The sequence below is a fragment of the Bradyrhizobium sp. WU425 genome (assembly GCF_021052305.1).
In the GTDB taxonomy this organism is placed as follows: Bacteria; Pseudomonadota; Alphaproteobacteria; order Rhizobiales; family Xanthobacteraceae; genus Bradyrhizobium; species Bradyrhizobium canariense_D.
Map to the genome: position 1 here is coordinate 3,470,595 of NZ_CP088089.1, position 15,959 is coordinate 3,486,553.

The window sequence follows — 15,959 nt, forward strand, 5'->3', positions numbered from 1 at the left end:
GGGACGGACATGCAAGGGTTTTTCACGTTCTTGCAGCAGAACCCGTTTCTGTTGCTGTTCTTCGTCGTCGGGCTCGCCGTCTGGATCGGCCGGGCCAGCATCAAGGGTTACGGCCTCGGCATGGTCGCCGGCGCCATCGTGGTGGGCGCTGGCCTATCCGTGTGGGCGTCGATCTATGGCGTGAAGCTCGAATTGAACAACTTTGCCAAGAGCCTGTTCTACTACCTGTTTATGTATGGCGTCGGCCTGCGTGTCGGCCCGTCTTTTATCAACAGCCTGAAGGGGGATGGGCTCAAATTCTGCCTCCTGGCCCTCGTGTCGAGCGTGCTCGGTCTGGCGCTCGTCGTCATCTGCGCAAAGCTTTTCGCACTGCCGATCGGAGCTGCCGGTGGCATGCTGGCGGGGTCGCAGACCATGTCGGCCGCGATCGGTTCGGCCGAGCAGGCCATCACCTCCGGCGTTGTCAAGCTGCCTGAAGGCATGAAGCCCGAAGATGCGTCGGGCATGATCGCGCTGTCTTACGGCATCACTTATATCTGGGGCACCGTCGGCATCATCCTGATCTGCAAATATCTGCCGCGCTGGTGGGGCGTCGACGCCAAGGTCGCAGCCAAGCAGTACGAGCAGGAGTTTGGCGTCAAGGACCTCGAGGGTGGTGGCCTGACCGGTTACCGGCAGTTCGGCCTCCGTGCCTACCGGCTAGACAATCCGGCCCAGGTCGGCATGAGCATTGCCAAATTCCGCACGATGAATCCCGAATATCGCATCGTCAATGTGGCGCGCCGAGGAGAACCGCAGGGCGCCGATCCCGAATTCGTCCTGCAAAAGGGCGACGTCGTCGCGCTCGGCGGCTCGACCGAGCATCTCACCGACAAGATGGGCCTGATCGGTCCCGAGGTTGCCGACGCCAAGGCGCTCGGCATTCCCATGGATCAGGCGGACATCCTCGTCACCAACAAGGAGATGGCCGGACGGACCTTTGAATCCTTCCGCGAGACGGCCATTGCCGGTCAGTTGCAGGTCACCAAGGTCGAACGTGGCGGCGTGCAGATTCCGGCCGGTCTCAAGACGGAGTTGCAGCGGATGGACATCGTCTCGGTGGTCGGTATCAAGTCGGCCGTCAACGAGCTCGGCGAGATGTGGGGACGCATTGCGCGGACCAACACTTCGACCGATCTGCTGACGCTCGCCGCCGGCATGATCATCGGCTTCCTGATCGGGATGATCGAATTCCCGGCCTTCGGTGCCAAGATCGGCCTCGGCAATGCTGGCGGATTGTTGCTGTCCGGCGTGATCGTCTCCTCGCTGGTCTCCCGGCTGCGCTTCTTCGGCAACACACCGAACGCGGCGCGCAATGTGCTGGAGGATCTCGGTCTCGTGGTCTTCGTCGCCATCGTCGGCATCAATGCCGGCGCCGGGTTGTTGGCGCAGCTCACGGGTGCGGTCGCGTTGAAGATCTTCGTCGCCGGCTTCATCGCCTGCACGATCCCGCCGTTCGTCGTCTGGGCGATCGGGTATCACGTCTTCAAGATCAATCCGGCCGTGTTGATGGGCGGCGTTGCCGGTGCGCGGTCGCACTCCGGTCCGTGCCGCGAAGCCGCGGTGGAAATCCAGAGCTCCGTGCCCTGGATCGGGTTCCCAGTCGGCTACGCCGTATCGGGCATCCTGCTCACCGTGTTCGGCTACTTCGCAATGATCCTGGCTCAATAGCTCGGCGTCACAACCAGAGGAAATAAAACTCATGAGAAAAGTTGCTATCTATGCCGCCCTGGTCGCCTCGCTGGCAGGCGTCGCCGGCTTCGGCACGCCGTCGCAGGCAGAGACCGGCCAGGTCGCCGTGGTCTTCACCAAAGGCGGATTCATCGTCGGCGTCGGTGGCGGCGAGGGCGTTCTGCTGCTGCGGGGCCACAAATATCCCTTCACCGTCTCGGGCATGAGCGTCGGCTTCACGATCGGCGCCTCGACCACCAAGCTGGTCGGCCGCGCTCTTAACCTGAGGGGGCCGGAGTCGATCGAAGGCTCTTATGCTGTGGGCGGTGCGGGCGGTGCCGTCGCCGCCGGCGCAGGTGCCGTTCAGCTGCAAAACGGCAACGGCGTGATTCTGCAGCTTAGCGGGCCGAAGGTCGGTGCGGAGCTGTCAGCCGCTGTGGGGGGCGTGACGATAGCTTTGAAGCGGTAGAGCGGCAGTCGCGCCGATTCGGCGGTCGCGGCGCTCTTGAATGGCGGCTGCTTCTCTCATGCACGTAAGTCAGGGAAGCGGCCGCAACTCAGTGCCATGTTCGGGTGCCAACCGCGTTCCGCGAGGCATCGTCGAAAGCGGATCACGGCACCCATATCGAGGGAGGACATGCCATGCTTCGTTATCTTCTGGCTCTTGTTGCGGCCGTCGTTCTTCTCACGGCCACGCTCATTCCCGATGATGCCTATGCCCGCCGCGGAGGTGGCGGTGGTGGTGGCTATCGCGGAGGTGGAGGGGGCATGCGCGCCGGAGGTTTCCATGGCGGCGCCGTTCACGCCGGGCGGATCCATGGCGGAGGCGGACGCCATTACGTAGGAGGTCCGCGGCCAAGCCATCCGATCGCCGGTCGTCCGGGTCGCCCCGGTTACCCCGTTGCGGGCCGTCCGGGCCGTCCCGTCGCCGGTTATCCTGGAGGCTATCCGCGATATGGCTATCGAGGCGCGGCTTACGGTGCTGCTGCCGTCGGTGCGGCCGCCGCGGGCGCCTACGGATACTACAACAACAACTACAACAACGGTTGCTATCAGGACACGTACGGCAATTGGGTCTGCCCCAACCAGTATCCGTATTGAGGAGGGAATGCGCTGCTGACGGACCCAGCGAAGTCCGTCGGCAGCATCGATCTGACCGTCAACGATCGGACCGCGCGCGCCGTGCGGCCCGATCACTTCGTCAATAGCGTTCGGCGACGAAGTTCATCCCGCGCAAGGGGGCCTGGTCATTGTAACGTCCCTTGTCGGAGCGCTTCGGCAGCTTCACCTCGTCCTTCTTGATCCGCTTGTGCGGGATAGCCTCCAGGATGTGCGCGATACAGTTCAGCCGCGCCCGCCGCTTGTCGTCGGACCGAATGATGTACCATGGGGCGTCCTTCGTGCTCGTCTTCTTGAGCATCAGGTCGCGCGCGCGCGAATAATCATACCAGCGCTTGAAGGATTCGAGGTCCATCGGGCTCAGCTTCCATTGCCGCACCGGATCGTCGATGCGGGCGTGGAAGCGGCGCTCCTGCTCGTCCATCCCGACCTCGAGCCAGATCTTGATCAGGATGATGCCGCCGTCGATGACGTACTTTTCCATCTGCGGACAGAGCGAGAGGAAACGATCGTGCTCGGCGGGCGAGCAGAATCCCATGACATATTCGACGCCAGCGCGATTGTACCAGCTCCGGTCGAAGATCACGATCTCGCCGCCCGCCGGAAACTGCTTCATGTAGCGCTGGAAGAAGAGCTGCGTCTTTTCGCGATCCGATGGCGCCGGCAGCGCCACCACCCGGAACACGCGCGGGCTAACCTTTTCAGTGATCGCCTTGATCGTGCCGCCCTTGCCGGCCGCGTCGCGGCCTTCGAACAGGACGATGACTCGAAGCTTGTTTTCCTTTACATAATCCTGGAGATGGCAAAGCTCGATCTGGAGCTTTTCGAGCTCCTTCTCGTAGTCCTTGCGCTTCATCCGCTCTGAGGCTTCGTCCTTTGCCATGCCGCTCCGCCTTCTCTTAACTCGGCCGAAACGTGATCAGTCGCCCCAGGAAATGATGACGCCGATGTCGCCGGGCACGCCGCCGGGAAAATCGATGACCTGATAGCCGATGCGATAGCCGCGCGGCTTGAGGTATTCGGACCAGAGCTCGAAGATCTCTTTTGGAATTCCCGTCAGCGTTTTCTCCCAGCCCGCCTCCATTTGGTTGATCGCGCGGCCCTTGTCGGTGCACAGGGTATTCGGGAAGCGATAGACCTGCACTTCGGTCAGGCCGTTGCGAACCGCGCGCTGGATGATGGTCGAGGCGAGCTTGATTTTCTCCTCCTCGGATTTTCCGGACGGTTTGCTTAGCCGTTCGATCAAGTCGCGTTTCTCGGCTTCGGCCGCGGCGGCGAGGCGAACATATTCCTCGGCCTTTCTGGCTTCCTCGAGCGCAGCTTCCTTGCGAATTTGCAGTGCGTTGGGAATGAGCTCATCGATGCCGGGCATGATTGGTGCGTTCCTGGCTTGCTGTGGGATCGGAGTCAGGGCTAAGGTATGGCTCGCGCCGTCCGGACCTTTGATTCATATCAAGCAATTTTCTCACCTGCGCGGCCACGGTAACGAGCCGGCGCGCAGAACGCCCTGATCCCTTCTGTGGAGGCGACCATTGACCGAGCAAATTCATCCGTTGGCCCCGCATCATCTGCCGTTCTATCTCGCGCCGGGAAGCGGCACGGACGTGCTGATGGTGGTGATGGGGATCTTCCTGATCGGCAGCGTGCTCTGGGTCGGTACGCTCTATTGGAAGCTGCACAGCCTCCCCGAACGAATGGCGCACAAGTCGCAGAAGCTGCAGTTCGAGATCGTGGCCGTGCTGGGCATCATCTCGCTCTTTACGCACATGCACATTTTCTGGGTGGCCGGCCTTCTGCTCGCAATGATCGACCTGCCGGATTTCGGCACGCCGCTGCGGAGCATCGCAGGCTCGGTCGAGAGAATCGCTGACGCGGCGCCCGGTGAGGGCCGCGAGCCCGAACTGCCAATCCTGCCGCCGGTCGAGAAGCCGATCGTCAAGGGGAAGGAACACAGCCATGTTTGAGCTCATGTTCTGCTCTCTTCTGACCATCCTGCCGGACTACCTCTACCGCCGCTATGCCCAAGGCAAACGTTTCGGCAAAGAGATCACGTTCTTTTCCATTTGGTACGAATTGCGATGGGGCATCACCGGCTGCCTGATGCTCACGATTTCTCTGATCACGATGATCTTCTACTTTCATCCGTCGACGACCTCGGCCACGCTCTATTTCCGCACGGTGCCGATCCTGCCCGAGGGCTCGGGCCGCGTCGCGGAAGTCAATGTCGGCTACAGCGAGGCCGTGAAGAAGGGTGATGTGCTGTTCAGGCTGGACGGTTCGAAGCAGAAGGCTGCGTTGGAAACAGCCACCCGCAAGATCGCCGAGGTCGACGCTGCGATGACAAGCGCCGAAAACGACGTCGTCAAAGCCGAAGCGCAGATCCAGGAAGCCAAGGCCAGCCTTCAGCAGGCCAAGGACGAGCTGGATGTCAAGACGGAGTTGCAGCGCCGCAACCCCGGTATCGTCCCGCAGCGCGATATCGAGAAATTACAGGTCGTGGTCAACCAGCGGCAGGCTGGTGTGGACTCGGCCACCGCGTCCAAGACGTCAGCGACATTGCGGCTTTCAACGCTGTTGCCGGCTGAAAAAGCGAGCGGCCAGGCGGCGTTGGCGGAAGCGCAGGTCGATCTGGACAAGACCTTCGTTCGCGCCGGTGTCGACGGCCGCGTGGAGCAATTCCTGGTCCGCACCGGCGATGTCGTCAATCAGCTGATGCGCCCGGCCGGCGTGCTGGTTCCGGACGGCGCCGGCAGGCGCGCCTTGCAGGCCGGCTTTGGTCAGATCGAGGCGCAGGTGATGAAGGTCGGCATGGTGGCGGAAGCAACCTGCATCTCGAAGCCGTGGGTGATCATTCCCATGGTCGTCACCAGTGTCCAGGACTACATCGCAGCCGGGCAGTTCCGAAGTGGCGAGCAACTGATAGAAGCGCAGAACGTCGGCCGGCCCGGCACGATCCTGGCCTTCCTTGAGCCGCTCTATAAGGGCGGACTTGAAGGCGTGACGCCGGGCAGCAGCTGCATCGTCAATGCCTATACCAGCAATCACGAGGAGATATCCGCAAAGGAGACGGGCACGGGTCGGGCCGTCGCTCTGCATGTTGTCGACGGTGTCGGCCTCGTGCACGCCATGCTCTTGCGAATTCAGGCGCTGCTGCTGCCGATCAAGACGCTGGTGCTGAGCGGGCACTGACCGGCTTCGCTTTGGTTTGAATCGCACGTCGGTTCAGCGATGCGCCTCAGTTGAGCCGGTCTGGCATCATGAGCCAGTCCGACCACCCAGCGCATATTCACTATGAGCGCCACATGGTCCCCGCAAAAATGCCGATCTGGCTTCGTTCCTTCATTGTCGCCAGCGCTGTTGTGCTCGTGCTTGGAGCGGGCCTGTTCGGCTACCGCTGGTACTCTCACCCGACGACGCTGACCATCGCGGTCGGGTCGCTGGATGGCGAAGCCACGCGTCTGGTATCGGCGTTGGCGAGCCGGCTTGCCGTGGTGAACGCCCCGGTCCGGCTCAAGCTTGTGGAAACCACCAACGCGCTTGATGCTGCCGAGCAGTTTGCGGCGGAAAAGGTCGAGCTTGCTGTCGTCCGCGGCGACGTGGGCGACCTATCGCAGGCGCAGGCCATCGTGGTTCTCGCCCATGCCGTTGTCCTGCTGGTTGCGCCGCCGGGCTCCTCCATTACCGAAATCGCTGGTCTGAAGCGCACCAGCGTCGGCGTGATCGGCGGCGAGATGAATCGCAAGGTCGTCGACGTCCTCAGCGACGAATACGGCCTTGGACGCGCCAACGTGACATTCCGCAATCTCCAACCGGCAGACGCGCGGCGGGCACTCGATGCCAAGGAGGTACGGGCTATTCTGATCGTCGTTCCCCTTGCGGAAAAGTATCTCGCCCTCTTGCGCGGCCTCTTTCTGCAGACGCCGAAGACCGCGCCGGTCCTCCTTCCCGTCGAGGCGGCTGGTGCCATCGCTGAAAAGCAGCGCGCCTATGAAAGCTTCGATGTCCCGAAGGGCACGCTGCGCGGTTCGCCGCCTGTCCCGAGCGAGGATCTTACCACGCTGCGGGTTTCGTTCTATGTGGTCGCGCAAAAGCAGCTCAGCGCAGAGGTGGCGGGCAGCCTGGCCGACGCGCTGATTAAGGCGCGCAGGGACCTGCTCGGCGAATTGCCGATCCTCTCGCAAATGACCGCACCGAGCACGGATTCGGACGCCTTCCTCCCGGTTCATCCTGGCGCCGCGGCATTCTACAACGGAACGCAGCAGAGCTTTCTGGACGAATGGGGAAACGCGATCTTCCTCGCGCCCATGATTTTCGGCGGCCTCATCTCTATATTGGCGGCGGCTTGGAAATTCCTTCAGGTGCGTGATCCTTCTAAGGACGAACGGGGCCTGGACTTACTGTATGCACTGGGCGCGCGGATACGCAGGACGGAGGCGGAGGCCGAACTGTCCGATATCGAGGTCGAGATCGACCGGGTGCTCCAGGGCCAGCTCGCCAAGGCCGCTGCAGGAGACGAGAATGCGCTCGATGTCTCCACACTGAATGTAGCCGCGCACCGCCTTCAAAGCCTGATCCACGATCGCCGGATCTTACTTTCTGCGCGGCTGGGCAGCAGCGGCCAAGCGGTGCGGCCGGACATCGATCGGATCGAACGTCCGGCCGCGGAGTGAATAGGTCCGACCTCCGGGAGAGCTCCATCTTCTTTGATCTTGATCAATAGAAGACACTGATCGTCCAAGATGCTTGGTCCAACGGGAGCTCAAGGGAGGACGTGATGCTTCGTTGCGGGAACACTCTGATCGCGATGGCGTTGCTCTTGGCGATGCCTGTCGCCGCAGTAGCCCAAACCGCAGACGCTCCGGCGGCCCCAAGTAGCCAAGTCCAAACCGCCGGCAAGCCTCCATCGGCTGCTGAGTTGCTCAAGCCCGAGCAGCTCGATGCTCTGGTCGCACCGATTGCGCTCTATCCGGACGAACTGCTTGCAAACGTGCTGGCCGCGTCCACCTATCCCTTGGAAGTCGTTCAGGCCGATCGCTGGCTGAAAGAGCGCAAGACTCTGAAGGGTGATGCCCTGAAGACTGAAGTCGAGAAGCAGCCTTGGGATGACAGCGTCAAGGCGCTGGCCTCAACCGCCGAAGCGTTGGCCATGATGAGCGACAAGCTCGACTGGACCAAGGCGCTGGGCGACGCCGTGCTCGCGCAGCAATCGGATGTGATGGATGCGGTCCAGCGGCTGCGGACCAAGGCTTATGACAACAAGAAGCTGGTGACCACCACGCAGCAGAAGGTGACCGTGAAGACCGAGGAAAGCAGGCAGGTGGTCGTGATCGAGCCGGCGGTTCCCGATACGATGTACGTGCCGTACTACGAGCCTGCGACGGTCTACGGCGCGTGGCCCTACACCGAGTATCCACCATATTACTTCGGCTACCCGTCCTACATCGGCGCAGGCGTCGTCGCGGCGGGTCTCGCGTTCGGCACAGCCTGGGCCATCGGTCGCTGGGGCAATTATTGGGGCGGCGGCTGCAACTGGGGTAACCGCAACGTCTATATCAATCACCGCACCACCAACATCGGAACTGGCTGGCAGCACAATCCGTCGCATCGCCAAGGGGTACGCTACAACAACGCCAACGTTCAGCAGCGCTTCGGCAATAGCAATCTGAAGGCCGGCGCCGCCGACCGCATGGATTTCCGCGGCCGCGACGGACAGCAAGTCTTGAAGCCGGGACAGGATCGACCTGGTGGCGCAGATCGCGCTGGGGATCGTGCGGCAGATCGCGCTGGCGAGCGAGGTGGCGACCGTCAAGGCGCCGGGGATCGCGCCAAGGCGGGAGGCGATCGCGCCAAAGGCGGTGGCGATCGCGCGGCCAAGGGCGGTGGTGCCAAGAATGCCGGCGCAAAGAGTGCTGGCCCTAAAGCGGGCGGCGCCAAGGGTGGGGGCGCCAAAGCCGTGAACCGCGGTGGTAGCGGAAGCGTGCTGAACGTGTCGTCGGGCCGCTCGGCGGCCGCAGCATCGGCGCGTGGTCATGCGAGCATGGCGAGCATGGGACCGCGCGGTGGCGGTGGCGGAGGTGCGAGCTTCGCCGGCCGAGGCGGCGGCGGAGGCTTCCAGGGTGGCGGAGGCCGTGGTGGTGGTGGCGGCGGACGGCGTTCCGATATCGCGCTGAAGCATGACGTCGTTCTGCTCGGCCATCTCGCAAGCGGTCTTGGTTATTACCGCTTCAGCTATATCGGCAGCGACAAGGCCTATGTCGGCGTCATTGCGCAAGAAGTCGAGGACGTGAAGCCGGTAGCCGTCACCCGCGGAGCCGACGGCTATCTCCGGGTCTATTACGAAAAGCTCGGTCTGAAATTCCGTACCTATCGCGACTGGCTCGAGAGCGGCGCGCGGATTCCTGGCGAGGTGACGCCATGATGGGTTTGAAGTCGCTTCGTCTCGCCATCTTGCCGGCCATTATTGCGGTGGGGCTCCTGAGCTCGCTATCCCTTGCGCAGCAGTCCTATCCGACACCGGAGGATGCGGCAACGGCGCTCGCTGCCGCCGTGAAAAGCGGGCCGGACCGGGCCATCCTGAAAGTCCTCGGCAGCGCTGCCGAGGACATCGTTTCCTCCGGCGACGAGGTCGCCGACGTCGACATCCGGAAACGCTTCACCTCGATGTATGATGCGAAGCATGCGATCAAGGCGGAAGGTAACAGGAAGGCAGTGCTGATGTTGGGTCCGGACGACTTTCCGTTCCCGATTCCGCTCGTCAACACCAGGACCGGCTGGGAATTCGATACCGCCGAAGGCCGCATTGAGGTGCTGTATCGCCGCATCGGCCGCAATGAACTCGACGCGATCCAGACCAGTCTCGCCTTTGTCGATGCCGAGAACGAATACGCCGACAAGGATCGCGGTGAGGGTACTGGCGTGTACGCGCAGCGCATCGTCAGCAGTGCCGGCAAGAAGGACGGGTTGTTCTGGCGCGACGACAGCGACCCGAGCCCGCTCGGTGCATTGGCGGCGCAGGCTTCCGCCGAAGGCTACAAGGCCGAGGAGGGGCCGGCGCCCTATCATGGCTACTATTTCCGCATCCTGAAGGGGCAGGGATCGAACACGCCAGGCGGCGCGCTGAACTATGTCGTCAACGGCAAGATGATCGGAGGTTTCGCACTGGTCGCCTGGCCGGCCGAGTACGGCAATTCCGGCGTCATGACCTTCCTGGTCAACCATGCGGGCGTTGTCTACCAGAAGGATCTCGGGCCTCGGACCAAGGTCCTCGTTTCCCGCATCAGCGCGTTCGATCCGGACCAGACCTGGAAGAAGCTGGATGGTGCAAAACCCTGAGCGACGCACGCAGATCTTGCGTGTGCTTCTTTGGCGTTTGGCACGCCTCGTGCTGCTCGCACTCCTTATCCCGACGACCCCGTCGTTTGCACAGGCATCCGCGCAGGTCCGGATCAAGATCGTAAAGGCGGGACTGCTCGTGGGCGGTGGCGCTGGGAGCGGCGTGCTGACCTATCGCGGCCGCCATCATCCGTTCCGCATCAGCGGGGTAAGCTTGGGTTTTACCGTCGGCGCTACCGTTGGGTGGCTCGAGGGCTGGGCTTCAGGCATTCGAGAGGTCAGCGATTTTGCCGGCGCATACAGCTCGGTCGGTGGCGGGGCCGCCCTGATCGGCGGCATCAATGGCGCTCAGCTGCGCAACGACAAAGGGGTCACGATGGTGCTGCAGGGACCAAAAGCCGGGGTGGAATTCGCCGCTAATCTCAGCACAATCATGATCTCTCTGTAGTGAGCGCGCGCGAAAGACGGAATGGTCGTGACGGTCCCGTACCGTCATTGCACCGAAGCGGGGGCGGAGACGGGCATTTCCAGCTCGAAAACGGAGCCCCTGACGTCCGATTTGACCAGCCTCAGCTTTCCACCGCACCTTCCGACCAGGTTGGAGGAGATGGCCAGCCCCAACCCCATACCGCCTTGTTTCGTCGTGAAGAACGGATCGAAGATGCGCTCTTGGTGACGGGGTGTGATGCCGGTGCCGGAGTCTTCTACGGACAAATGGACCGTTGCGCCACCATCAAGGCTGGTTTTCATACGGAGCTGTCGTTGATCGGCGGGGACAGAACTCATTGCGTCAAGCGCGTTTTTGCAGAGGTTCAGGACAATCTGCTGAAGCTCAGTGCCGCCCAGAGCGACTGGGGGAATGTTGCCCTGAAACTCCGTAATTACTGTTACGCCATTGGCAAGAAGATCGTGCCTCAACAGTCTCAGCGCAAGCTCGGCGACATCCTCGACGTTTGCTGAAGCGCCGCCCTGCGCCGTTTGATTGTCATCTCGCGAATGTTCGATATGATGTCAGCGGCGCGGCTGCTGTCCGCTTCGATGTCAGACAGGATGTTCTCGAGGTCCTCCAGTTCAAGGGGGGCAGCTCGCAGGTGACTTAGGCCTGTCGCAGCATTGAGCGAGATGGCCCCCAATGGCGATCTTAGCTCGTGGGCGATCGCGCCAGTGACCGCGTCGATGCTGAGAAGCCGGTTCGCTCGTTCGCGTCGTTGCAGGGCAATGACGCTGGCAAGGCGCGAATAGATAAACATCGTTTCGATGAGCAATACGGTCAGCAACATGCAACTGCCGACGAGAACGAAACCGCGTGCTGCGTACCAACCGATGGTGAACCGAACCGAGCTGCCGATGATTGCTACCAGAAAGTTCGGCAAGTAGGCGAGCAAAGTCACCATCAGCCAGAGGTCAAGAATGGTGCGCATGCGTGCAAACAAAACGGTGAGAGCAGTCAGATTCCATAGCAAAAGCATCAGGTTGACCTGATTGCCGAGAGGGGTCTGATGCCTGACGTCGTTCACGTAGAAATTAGGAAGCCATTCGGCTTTCGCGTTCACGATCCACGTCAGTCCTGCCACGGCGGCGCCGATGCACCCGACAACTATTATGATCGCGGCTGTTGCAGGTCTGCCTGGTCTGCCGCCGACGGAATGATCCTTCATGAACCCGTAGCCGAAAATCGCCGCGGGGAACGTTGCGTGCCATAGCACGTAAAGCCAAGCGGGGCTGTTCAGTCCATCCCCAATGACACCCGCGGAAGCGTATCCGTTCGGAAAGGCGAGCGTTTGCAAGAATGCGAATGATCCGCTGAAAACGTATCCGCTTGCCAGTGCGAGAAGTGCCCGTTGAGGCTGGATCGAAAATTGAGCAAATAGCAGGGCTGCCGTGATGAACTCGGCCAAGGCCAACGCGGTCTGCAACACTGGAACGAAACCATTAATCTGGCCCAATTGGATCCGGGCGAACGGCGCGATGACCGCTGCAAGGACGATGAGCAAGACGGCGACACCCACCGCCCAGGCCTTTTGACGAGGGGTTGCGGGGATGTTCGCGATGATCAGTGGGAATTCTTGCTCATCATCGTAAGCGGGCTCGGCGGCTGCGTTGGCTGATCGCTGGCTCGCTAGCGCAATGCCCGGCCCTGATGCTGTCGCACCGCCGACAAGTCCCATGAACTTGCGCTGGCTCATGCCGCCTCCGTGCCACGAGACAGCATCTTACTCGTCCCCACGCCCGTTGAAAGCCCGTAAGGGCAGACCAGGTTGAAGCCCCTCCGAGGAACGATCATGAAGCTTTGCGCCGCGTATACACCGGAATCCTGCAAGGACTGTGCGAAGCTTGCTAAAGCTTTCCCCAACCTTAATCCACAATAGTGTCGCGCCGGTTCACCGCGCCGGGATAATCATCCGGATCGTTGCTCGCCGGTTGAGCCCGGCAACACACCGGAAATTCGCCATGCGGGGCAATGTGCTGGTGTCGAGTTTGCTTAGTGTAGATTTGAACCTCGATCGATGATTTTGCGGTCTGGATTTCGTTGGCGGCTGCGAGGGCCAGCAAATTGTACGTCGAGCCCAGGCTATTCTGACCGCGGTTGTCGCGAGCTATGCGCCGCGCGCTAGCGACGCAGAAAACAGTCTGCCAGGACGTCGATTGCCTGTCGCATGGCGGCCGCGCAATTCTTCTCCGTGTGCTTGCGCTATGAAGCTGACCAGCACGCTGGACAAGTCGTAAAACTACTCTCGGAGAGAGGAAGAATGCGCTACCGCACCGCGTCGAATTATCGGCGTGTTGTTGCATCACTTGAGTAAGCTCCCGACCACTCCCTTGCGGCGGACCTACTCCAGGTGCCTTGCGCGCAGATCTTGAAGGTCCTTTTTCAATGCCGCCAGATCCAGCCCGCGAGGAAAAGTGAGGCGTCCAGATCGGATCACGAGCCGGACGTACGGATAGCGTTCCTCGGCAAGCATCGGAAGACTGATTTTGTATTTGTGCCAATCTTCAACGATGTGTGCCTGTTGCTCGACGTTGTATGAGTCCCAGGAGTCGCCGGGCGTGTACTCGTAGCCGGCACCGATTGTCTGCGCCCAGAAGGAGCGCGCCATCGTCCAGTTCGAATCGTTGAACGCCTGCCACACATGGGTCATTTCGTGCACGAAGAGGTCGCAAATTCGACCGAAGTTGTCGCACAGGAGGCCGAAGGTGGGGCTAGGAGATGCCAGGTTACTGAACGCGACATTGCCAAGATTGATGGCATACCGCATGCTCGGCACCATGGGATTGCTTCCTCTAAAGAACGGTCCGTCGTTCGTCCACGGTCTTCCGCCTGCTCCCAGGCCGTTGGTAATCGCGATCGTCTCCCACGGCGGCAGGGTCGGGCCAAAGACGTTGCGCGCGAAATCCCGTTCGCTGACGTCCAGCACGCGGGCGAAGTCGGGTCGGCTTCCTTCACATGCCGGTGGGATCGGGGCCACTGGTGTGGGCGCAACCGGTGGAATGGGCGCAATCGGCGGGGGAGGCGGCGTACCTGGCGGTAGATAGATGAAGCCGCCTTTCCATCCACCTTTCCCGCCGGTCGTACCGGAAGAAAACGCAAAATTCTGGCGGTCGGGCGATATCGCGCGGCAGCCTACATACTCGGCTAGGTACCAGTTCACCTGCCTTGTGGCTTGTTGGAAATCGCGCTGTTTGACGAGCTTGATGCCCGGAAAATTGAACTCGATGAGGTCCCATGGATCGATGCCGATCCGCTTGGCGAGGGATATCCAGGTCTCGCCTGCCGCCACCGCATGTCGCGTTCCCGCTGGCGGTACGTAGCTTGCGACGACAGGCTTCAAGGGTCTTTCCTGGTTCGGCAATGTAAGGACCTCCCTTGCTGAGTCCTGCAGAACTACTCTTGCCACCAATATTCATTGGTCGCCGTTACCTTGAGGCGGTTCGATGGTTCCATTCATTCGGACCGCGAACAGGTAGGCTAGGGAGGAGCCTCATTCGTAGCTTGGAGGCGTGGACAATCGAACCAGCAATCCCCGCTTTAGCGTCGGCCTTTTGACCTCGAGCCTAGCAGGTCATGCGTGCCGCTGACGCTCACGGTTCCGGAGCACTCGAAACCGCCGAAAATTCCGCAGGAGCCGGTGACCGTGACGCGCAGATCTTTGCGCTGGTACATGTCGACCGAAACGCCCACGCGCGAAAAGTCGTTCGCGCTGTTCGGCAATATCAAGTCGATGTGTTCGGCCGCCCAACGCGGCACATGTGAGTTGCTCTTCCAGAACAGCTCATTGCCGGCGTGGTGCATGAAGTTCGGCCCGACCGTAAGGGCACCGTCCACGCCCTCGAACACGAAGCCTGTTTCGTCGATGTGCACGTTCACCCGGTCGGGTGCTACTGCGAAATGCAGCGAGGTGATGTCCTGGGGCTGCGGGTCTTTGCCGAATTGCGAGCTGTAGGCATCGCTCCATTGTCCGCGGTCGCGTCCGAGCCCGAAGCCGTGCCGGCCCGGGAGATCCCGCGTTGAGAGTGGCTTGTCGGACAGCTTTGGGCGCCAGATCTCCCGAAACCCCTTGCCGATCGTTGCCGCCATCGACAGATCGAGAGCCCAATGCGACGCCTTTTCCGGGCTTTGCCCTTCGGCGAATGCGTCGAATCCGTCCGTCGTCTTGGCAATGCGCAGCTTCTTGATCAGCTCTTCCCAGTCCTTGGGCAGGAAGGTGACGCCGTCGAGCGTGGTCGTCGCGGCAGCGACACCATACTTCTCGAGTTGGTGTCGGATGTAGGGCTTCTCGTCATAAAGGCGCACATTCGGGTTGGCGCCGGCAAAGTAATTCTTCAAATCGATCTGCGGTCGCAGCATGGTCAATCGCGCCGCGATCTTCCGGTAAGTGTCGGTCGTCGTCGGATCGGTCGTCGTCATGGCGCGCCTCCGTGGCAATCCTCACCTCAGATTGGTCTCGCCCGAACGGGTTCGGGTTCAATGTCTGCTCGTTCTATGAAGTTACCGAACGCCCCATGCCAATTACGGCAAGAGTCAAACCCCTATTGCCCCAGCACCGATGCAGTTTGAACCCGCCAACTGGAATCGGCGACCACTATGCAGGGGGTACTTTAAGCGGCGAGGACGATCAGATGTCACTGCGAGGCAGGGTATTGGATATACTCAATGGGCCGGCGGTAGCACGCATTCGTTTCCGATTTCCGATCCGCGGCAGCCACGTGACGATTGCGCCGCAAACGTTCCATCACGTCGCCCGCGCGATCCGGTTGGGGCGGGTCACCGTCAGGGCTCCGACGGATCTCGCGGCAGGCGTTGCTGCACAATATAACGATGTGGCAAGAACCAGGGCGGACGGCACAGCGGTCGCTGCGAACACGCTGGAGGTCGTGTCGGCGGCGGGGCGGATGGACGGAGCCTATATCGTCCATGAGAGCCTGCATGCAGCCTACGATCTGTTGCGTACCGGCCTCGACGCCAATGCCGAAGAGGCGTCCGCGTACGTCTGCACGGCGCTCTATTGCCGCATGACCGGCCTCCCGCGGCCGCGCTGGGCCAACGGCCCGATTTACGCCAATGCCGCTGAGGTCGCCAAAACGTTACTGTCGCAATACCAAAAGGGCGATCCTGGCATTCCCTGGGTCGGCGAGAGTGAATGGCGGATGCTGCGCGCCGGCGTGGGCCTTCATCCGGTCTATACCAGCGGACCCGGTGGTATTCTCACCGGATGGCTGCTCGGCCAGCAGTACACCCACGATGGCTGAGTGATGGGCACCTCGCCTGTTTCGGGAGGTAGCAGATCTTCTGGTTCCTT

16 protein-coding genes are annotated in these 15,959 nt (G+C 61.5%); 10 read left to right on the forward strand and 6 right to left on the reverse strand.

Annotation, left to right across the window (positions count from 1 at the left end):
- Nucleotides 1-9 precede the first annotated feature (9 nt).
- From BcanWU425_RS16735 to BcanWU425_RS16745, 3 genes are all read left to right on the forward strand, one after another.
- Nucleotides 10-1,710, forward strand: a complete 1,701-nt coding sequence (locus tag BcanWU425_RS16735; protein ID WP_204511559.1) for an aspartate:alanine exchanger family transporter — start codon at nt 10-12, stop codon at nt 1,708-1,710.
- 31 nt (nt 1,711-1,741) lie between these two features.
- Nucleotides 1,742-2,179: a hypothetical protein gene (locus BcanWU425_RS16740; protein WP_018458143.1), complete on the forward strand. Its 438-nt coding sequence runs from the start codon at nt 1,742-1,744 to the stop codon at nt 2,177-2,179.
- A gap of 173 nt (nt 2,180-2,352) precedes the next feature.
- Nucleotides 2,353-2,811 carry a hypothetical protein gene (locus tag BcanWU425_RS16745; protein ID WP_083926504.1) on the forward strand — a complete coding sequence of 153 codons (459 nt, stop codon included), beginning with the start codon at nt 2,353-2,355 and terminating at the stop codon, nt 2,809-2,811.
- Nucleotides 2,812-2,911: 100 nt separating this feature from the next.
- Here BcanWU425_RS16745 and ppk2 read toward each other — a convergent pair whose 3' ends face one another.
- Both ppk2 and BcanWU425_RS16755 read right to left on the reverse strand, forming a co-directional pair.
- Entirely contained in the window at nt 2,912-3,712 is an 801-nt protein-coding gene (gene ppk2 / locus BcanWU425_RS16750; RefSeq protein WP_018458145.1) for a polyphosphate kinase 2, read from the reverse strand.
- A 36-nt stretch (nt 3,713-3,748) separates the two neighbouring features.
- Nucleotides 3,749-4,201, reverse strand: coding sequence for a hypothetical protein (locus tag BcanWU425_RS16755; protein WP_204511558.1), 453 nt, complete (start codon nt 4,199-4,201; stop codon nt 3,749-3,751).
- 181 nt (nt 4,202-4,382) lie between these two features.
- Here BcanWU425_RS16755 and BcanWU425_RS16760 point away from each other — a divergent pair, with 181 nt between their 5' ends.
- From BcanWU425_RS16760 to BcanWU425_RS16785, 6 genes are all read left to right on the forward strand, one after another.
- A complete protein-coding gene (locus BcanWU425_RS16760) occupies nt 4,383-4,793 on the forward strand; it encodes a hypothetical protein (RefSeq protein WP_018458147.1) in 411 nt (136 codons plus the stop codon).
- On the forward strand, nt 4,786-6,018 hold the full coding sequence (locus BcanWU425_RS16765; RefSeq protein WP_018458148.1) for an HlyD family secretion protein: 1,233 nt from the start codon (nt 4,786-4,788) through the stop codon (nt 6,016-6,018). The genes BcanWU425_RS16760 and BcanWU425_RS16765 overlap by 8 nt, the downstream gene beginning before the upstream one ends.
- Nucleotides 6,019-6,131: 113 nt before the next feature.
- Complete coding sequence (locus BcanWU425_RS16770) at nt 6,132-7,499, forward strand: TAXI family TRAP transporter solute-binding subunit (protein ID WP_231190886.1); 1,368 nt, start codon at nt 6,132-6,134, stop codon at nt 7,497-7,499.
- 104 nt (nt 7,500-7,603) lie between these two features.
- Nucleotides 7,604-9,247 carry a DUF3300 domain-containing protein gene (locus BcanWU425_RS16775; RefSeq protein WP_204511557.1) on the forward strand — a complete coding sequence of 548 codons (1,644 nt, stop codon included), beginning with the start codon at nt 7,604-7,606 and terminating at the stop codon, nt 9,245-9,247.
- Nucleotides 9,244-10,161, forward strand: coding sequence for a DUF2950 domain-containing protein (locus BcanWU425_RS16780; RefSeq protein WP_204511556.1), 918 nt, complete (start codon nt 9,244-9,246; stop codon nt 10,159-10,161). Before BcanWU425_RS16775 ends, BcanWU425_RS16780 begins: the two co-directional genes overlap by 4 nt.
- Complete coding sequence (locus BcanWU425_RS16785; protein WP_204511555.1) at nt 10,145-10,609, forward strand: hypothetical protein; 465 nt, start codon at nt 10,145-10,147, stop codon at nt 10,607-10,609. Before BcanWU425_RS16780 ends, BcanWU425_RS16785 begins: the two co-directional genes overlap by 17 nt.
- Nucleotides 10,610-10,653: 44 nt before the next feature.
- Here the strand turns inward: BcanWU425_RS16785 and BcanWU425_RS16790 are convergent, their stop codons facing one another.
- From BcanWU425_RS16790 to BcanWU425_RS16805, 4 genes are all read right to left on the reverse strand, one after another.
- Nucleotides 10,654-10,947, reverse strand: a complete 294-nt coding sequence (locus BcanWU425_RS16790; RefSeq protein WP_231190887.1) for an ATP-binding protein — start codon at nt 10,945-10,947, stop codon at nt 10,654-10,656.
- 137 nt (nt 10,948-11,084) lie between these two features.
- Nucleotides 11,085-12,347 (reverse strand): MASE4 domain-containing protein, encoded by a 1,263-nt coding sequence (locus BcanWU425_RS16795; RefSeq protein WP_231190729.1) that lies wholly within the window; start codon nt 12,345-12,347, stop codon nt 11,085-11,087.
- A 645-nt stretch (nt 12,348-12,992) separates the two neighbouring features.
- Nucleotides 12,993-13,991 carry a hypothetical protein gene (locus BcanWU425_RS16800; RefSeq protein ID WP_198293380.1) on the reverse strand — a complete coding sequence of 333 codons (999 nt, stop codon included), beginning with the start codon at nt 13,989-13,991 and terminating at the stop codon, nt 12,993-12,995.
- Between the two features lie 197 nt (nt 13,992-14,188).
- On the reverse strand, nt 14,189-15,067 hold the full coding sequence (locus BcanWU425_RS16805) for a hypothetical protein (RefSeq protein WP_162496436.1): 879 nt from the start codon (nt 15,065-15,067) through the stop codon (nt 14,189-14,191).
- Between the two features lie 233 nt (nt 15,068-15,300).
- Between BcanWU425_RS16805 and BcanWU425_RS16810 the strand changes: the two genes are divergently transcribed.
- Complete coding sequence (locus BcanWU425_RS16810) at nt 15,301-15,909, forward strand: hypothetical protein (protein WP_231190730.1); 609 nt, start codon at nt 15,301-15,303, stop codon at nt 15,907-15,909.
- Nucleotides 15,910-15,959: the final 50 nt, after the last annotated feature.

Coding starts and splice junctions, on each gene's coding strand:
- BcanWU425_RS16735 (WP_204511559.1), top strand. CDS start 10: ATGCAAGGGTTTTTCACGTTCTTGCAGCAGAACCCGTTTCTGTTGCTG.
- BcanWU425_RS16740 (WP_018458143.1), top strand. CDS start 1,742: ATGAGAAAAGTTGCTATCTATGCCGCCCTGGTCGCCTCGCTGGCAGGC.
- BcanWU425_RS16745 (WP_083926504.1), top strand. CDS start 2,353: ATGCTTCGTTATCTTCTGGCTCTTGTTGCGGCCGTCGTTCTTCTCACG.
- ppk2 (WP_018458145.1), bottom strand. CDS start 3,712: ATGGCAAAGGACGAAGCCTCAGAGCGGATGAAGCGCAAGGACTACGAG.
- BcanWU425_RS16755 (WP_204511558.1), bottom strand. CDS start 4,201: ATGCCCGGCATCGATGAGCTCATTCCCAACGCACTGCAAATTCGCAAG.
- BcanWU425_RS16765 (WP_018458148.1), top strand. CDS start 4,786: ATGTTTGAGCTCATGTTCTGCTCTCTTCTGACCATCCTGCCGGACTAC.
- BcanWU425_RS16770 (WP_231190886.1), top strand. CDS start 6,132: ATGGTCCCCGCAAAAATGCCGATCTGGCTTCGTTCCTTCATTGTCGCC.
- BcanWU425_RS16775 (WP_204511557.1), top strand. CDS start 7,604: ATGCTTCGTTGCGGGAACACTCTGATCGCGATGGCGTTGCTCTTGGCG.
- BcanWU425_RS16780 (WP_204511556.1), top strand. CDS start 9,244: ATGATGGGTTTGAAGTCGCTTCGTCTCGCCATCTTGCCGGCCATTATT.
- BcanWU425_RS16785 (WP_204511555.1), top strand. CDS start 10,145: ATGGTGCAAAACCCTGAGCGACGCACGCAGATCTTGCGTGTGCTTCTT.
- BcanWU425_RS16790 (WP_231190887.1), bottom strand. CDS start 10,947: ATGAGTTCTGTCCCCGCCGATCAACGACAGCTCCGTATGAAAACCAGC.
- BcanWU425_RS16795 (WP_231190729.1), bottom strand. CDS start 12,347: ATGAGCCAGCGCAAGTTCATGGGACTTGTCGGCGGTGCGACAGCATCA.
- BcanWU425_RS16805 (WP_162496436.1), bottom strand. CDS start 15,067: ATGACGACGACCGATCCGACGACGACCGACACTTACCGGAAGATCGCG.